The sequence below is a fragment of the Planomonospora alba genome (assembly GCF_039534085.1).
In the GTDB taxonomy this organism is placed as follows: domain Bacteria; phylum Actinomycetota; class Actinomycetes; order Streptosporangiales; family Streptosporangiaceae; genus Planomonospora_B; species Planomonospora_B alba.
The window spans coordinates 1-3,363 of sequence record NZ_BAAAUT010000130.1; the positions used below are offsets into that span (position 1 = coordinate 1).

The 3,363-nt window shown below is 75.1% G+C and carries 3 protein-coding genes and 2 pseudogenes; 4 read left to right on the forward strand and 1 reads right to left on the reverse strand.

All coding sequences use genetic code 11. The features are described from left to right. The 4 genes and pseudogenes from ABD823_RS34160 to ABD823_RS34175 form a co-directional block, all read left to right on the forward strand. Nucleotides 1-223, forward strand: a pseudogene (locus tag ABD823_RS34160) (hypothetical protein); the annotation flags it as partial. A 152-nt stretch (nt 224-375) separates the two neighbouring features. Beyond that, a complete protein-coding gene (locus ABD823_RS34165) occupies nt 376-1,164 on the forward strand; it encodes a hypothetical protein (protein WP_344867052.1) in 789 nt (262 codons plus the stop codon). Nucleotides 1,165-1,208: 44 nt separating this feature from the next. Next, nucleotides 1,209-2,339: a sensor histidine kinase gene (locus tag ABD823_RS34170; RefSeq protein WP_344867054.1), complete on the forward strand. Its 1,131-nt coding sequence runs from the start codon at nt 1,209-1,211 to the stop codon at nt 2,337-2,339. Continuing rightward, on the forward strand, nt 2,336-2,998 hold the full coding sequence (locus tag ABD823_RS34175; protein WP_344867056.1) for a response regulator: 663 nt from the start codon (nt 2,336-2,338) through the stop codon (nt 2,996-2,998). The genes ABD823_RS34170 and ABD823_RS34175 overlap by 4 nt, the downstream gene beginning before the upstream one ends. Nucleotides 2,999-3,164: 166 nt before the next feature. Here the strand turns inward: ABD823_RS34175 and ABD823_RS34180 are convergent. Then, nucleotides 3,165-3,363: pseudogene (locus tag ABD823_RS34180) on the reverse strand (hypothetical protein); the annotation flags it as partial.

Consider the following 3,363-nt stretch of genomic DNA (forward strand, 5'->3'; position numbering starts at 1 on the left):
TGGGGCCCGCGCCGAGGCCGAGGGCGCCCGCCGCGAGCTCGACCGGGCCGAGCGGGAGGGCGCGGCGGCGCGCGCCGAGGCCGAACGGGCGCACGCCGTACGGCAGGCGGCCGAGGAGCGGGTGCGGGAGCTGCGCGCCGCGCTCGAGGCCGCCGAGGCCCGGAGCGCCCGCACGGACGAGCTGCTGGCCGCGCTCTCCCCGCCGCCGGCCGCCGGGCGCTGACGGACCGCCGCGGCGCCACTGGTCCGACATGACCGGCGACCGGGTGACCGACGGCTCATTCCGCCGTTCTCGGCGGCACCGCGACTAAAGAGACATCCGTACGTGCCGAACGGCGGGTGCGGTGGCCTCGTGCTGCGCGCCAGGGTGGGGGCATGCCATCGATCGACATCACTCCCGCGTCGGTTCACCACAGCGCCTGGTTTCCCGGGCGGTTCATCGGAGGGGGCGCTCTGGTGCTGGGGCCGCTGCTGTGGTTCGCCGGGCTGACGCTGCGCCACCTGGCGGGAAGCACGGCGGAGTTCACGTCGGAGCAGCGGGCGTTCTTCGCGACGCAGCCGTTCGCCGCACCCGAGCAGCTGGCCGCCTACGCCGTGAACCCAGGGCCGGCCACGGCCGGGTACGCCCTTTACACGGCGGGCGCCATCGTGCTGTGCCTGGCCGTCGTCGTGCTGGCCCGGGTGGCCGCCGCGGGCTCACCCCGGCTGGCCCGTCTGGGCGGCGCATTGGTGGTCGTGGGCTTGTTCTCGCGCCTGTACTGGGCGGGGGTGGACGAGACGGCGCTGCGGCTCATCGGGACCCTCGGGCTGGAGCGGACGACCGAGATCGTGATGGACCTGTACACGGACATCTCCTACGGGCCCTGGCGGGTACCGGTCTCGGCGGCCTTCGGTCTCTACGTCGGGACACCGCTCCTCGGTCTGGCCGCCTTCCGCTCGGGCGCGTTCGGCACCGGGCGGGTGGTCCTGTTCCTGTTCGCGGGATGGATGTGGACCGGTGTGCTGAAGAGGAGCGAGCTGATCGACGGGGTCCTGTCGGGCGCGGCCCTGTGCCTGGTGCTCGTGCCGCTCGGGATCAAGGTGCTGCGCGATGCCGCGCCGCAGCCGCGTACGCAGGCTCAGCCCGCCGAGGGCAGGGCGCCGTTGCGGGTGCTCAGTTGGTGACGGGCCGCTTGGGACACCGCTTGGCTGTCTCTACTCTGTGGCGGGTGAGGGATGTGCGGGCCGGGCTCTTGCCATGGGTGCTGCCCGCGGCCGCCTTCTGCGGGGCTTTCGTGCCGGCGGCGTTGCCGGGCGCGCAGCCGTACGGGTACGTGGCCGCACTGGCCGGGCTGCCCGCGCACCCGCCGGCCGCCTACGTTCCGGCCGCCGTGGTGGGGTTGCTGGCCGCGTCGGCGGCCCGGGCGGTGCCCGGCCGGCTGTGGCCGCTCCTGGCGCTGGCGCTGGCCGACGCCGTGCTCCGCGCGCCGGGGCTGCTGCTGGCCGTGGCCTCGTACGCCGCCGCGACCGCCCTGCGGCGTCCGGTCCCGCTCGCGCTGTACACGGTGCCGGCCAGTCTGGTCGCAGTCATCCCGCAGCCCGGTGCCGGGTTGGCCTCCGCACTCGGCGGTGCGCCCCTGTTCGTCTGGTTCCCGCTGGCGCTCGGACTGTGGGCGGGCGCCCGCCGGCAAGTGGTCGCGGGGCTGCGCGAGCGTGCCTGGCGGCTGGAGCGCGAGCAGGCCGCGCGAACCGAGCAGGCGCGCGCGCAGGAGCGCGCCCGGATCGCGCGCGAGATGCACGACGTGGTGACACACCGGGTCTCGCTCATGGTCCTGCGGGCGGGAGCGCTGGAGATCAACGCCACCGACGACAGGACCGCGGCGGAGGCGGAACTGATCCGCGTCACGGGCAAGGACGCGCTCACCGAGCTCAGAGCGGTGCTGGGGGTCCTCGGCGAGGAGGGCGGGGACTACCGTCCGCAGCCGACGCTGGCCGATCTCGACGGGCTTGTGGAGCAATCCCGCTCGGCCGGCGTACCGGTGGAACGGCACGAGGAAGGCGATCCCGGCGCGCTGCCGGTCATGGTCCAGCACACCGCCTACCGCGTCGTCCAGGAGGCCCTCACCAACATCCACAAACACGCGGGCCGGGCCGCGACCCAGGTCGTCCTGCGTCACCTGCCCGCCGCGCTGCAGGTCGACGTGCGCAACGCCGCCCCGCCCGAGCCGGCCCTGGACCTACCCGGCGGCGGGTCCGGGCTGCTGGGGCTGCGCGAACGAGTGGAGCTGCTGGGCGGACAGTTCACCGCCGGGGCGCAGCCGGACGGCGGATTCCTGGTCAGCGTCAGGCTACCGACATGATCAAAGTGCTCGTCGCGGACGACGAGGCGCTGGTGCGCACGGGCCTGCGCGCGATCCTGGAGGCCGCCGGCGACATCGAGGTGATCGCCGAGGCGCGGAACGGGTCCGAGGCGGTGACCGAGGCCGCCCGCTACCGGCCGCACGTCGTCCTCATGGACGTGCGGATGCCCGTCATGGACGGTGTGACGGCGCTCAGGGAGATCAATCGCTCGCCTCAGCCGCCCAAGACGGTCATGCTCACCACCTTCGATCGCGATGAGTACGTCTACGGCGCCCTGCGGGCCGGGGCAGCGGGCTTCCTGCTGAAGGACACCGCGCCCCGCGACCTGATCGCCGCCGTGCGCGCGGTGACCCAGGGGAACGCCGTGCTGGCACCGACGGTCACCAAGCGCGTGCTTGACGTCTTCGCCGGGCAGGAGACCCCCGATTCGGCTGCCGCAAGGAAGCGCCTGTCCAGGCTCACCGAGCGCGAGCGCCACATCGCGCGGGCGGTGGCCCGAGGGCTGTCCAACGCCGAAATCGCCCGCGAGCTGGGCATGACCGAGACCTCGGTCAAGGCGCACGTCAGCCGTTCACTGGCCAAGCTGGGCCTGGCCAACCGGGTGCAGATCGCGCTGCTCGTCCGCGACGCAGGCGGGAACGACCCGCCCCGGTCATGACTGCTGGTGCCGGCCGAGACCCGAACGCGCGCACGCGCCAGGCCGGCGCGCACCGGACCGCCACGACTGTGGAGCCATGCCGGGCCGCCCACCCCTGGAGTCCGCGCAGCGCCGCCGAGCGGCCGCCGCCGCCTTCCCGGCGGCCCGGCTCGCCGGCACCCCGCCCTCAGGCCGCGGTCGGCGCCGCGGGCGTCCCCGGGCCGGTGGCGGTGCCGTCCGGTGCGGGCCGTGCCGGGTCCCCGGTCCCGGTCGTGGATCGTCTCTCGGTCTCGGGACCGGCGCCGGCGGGGCCGGTGGCGGGGCCGGTGACGGCGGGGGTGGCGGGGTCGGTGGTGGGGGTGGCGAGGTGGACGCGGTTGCGGCCG

Excerpts from the sequence above, each read along its gene's own strand:
- ABD823_RS34165 (WP_344867052.1), top strand. The coding sequence starts at position 376 with ATGCCATCGATCGACATCACTCCCGCGTCGGTTCACCACAGCGCCTGG.
- ABD823_RS34175 (WP_344867056.1), top strand. The coding sequence starts at position 2,336 with ATGATCAAAGTGCTCGTCGCGGACGACGAGGCGCTGGTGCGCACGGGC.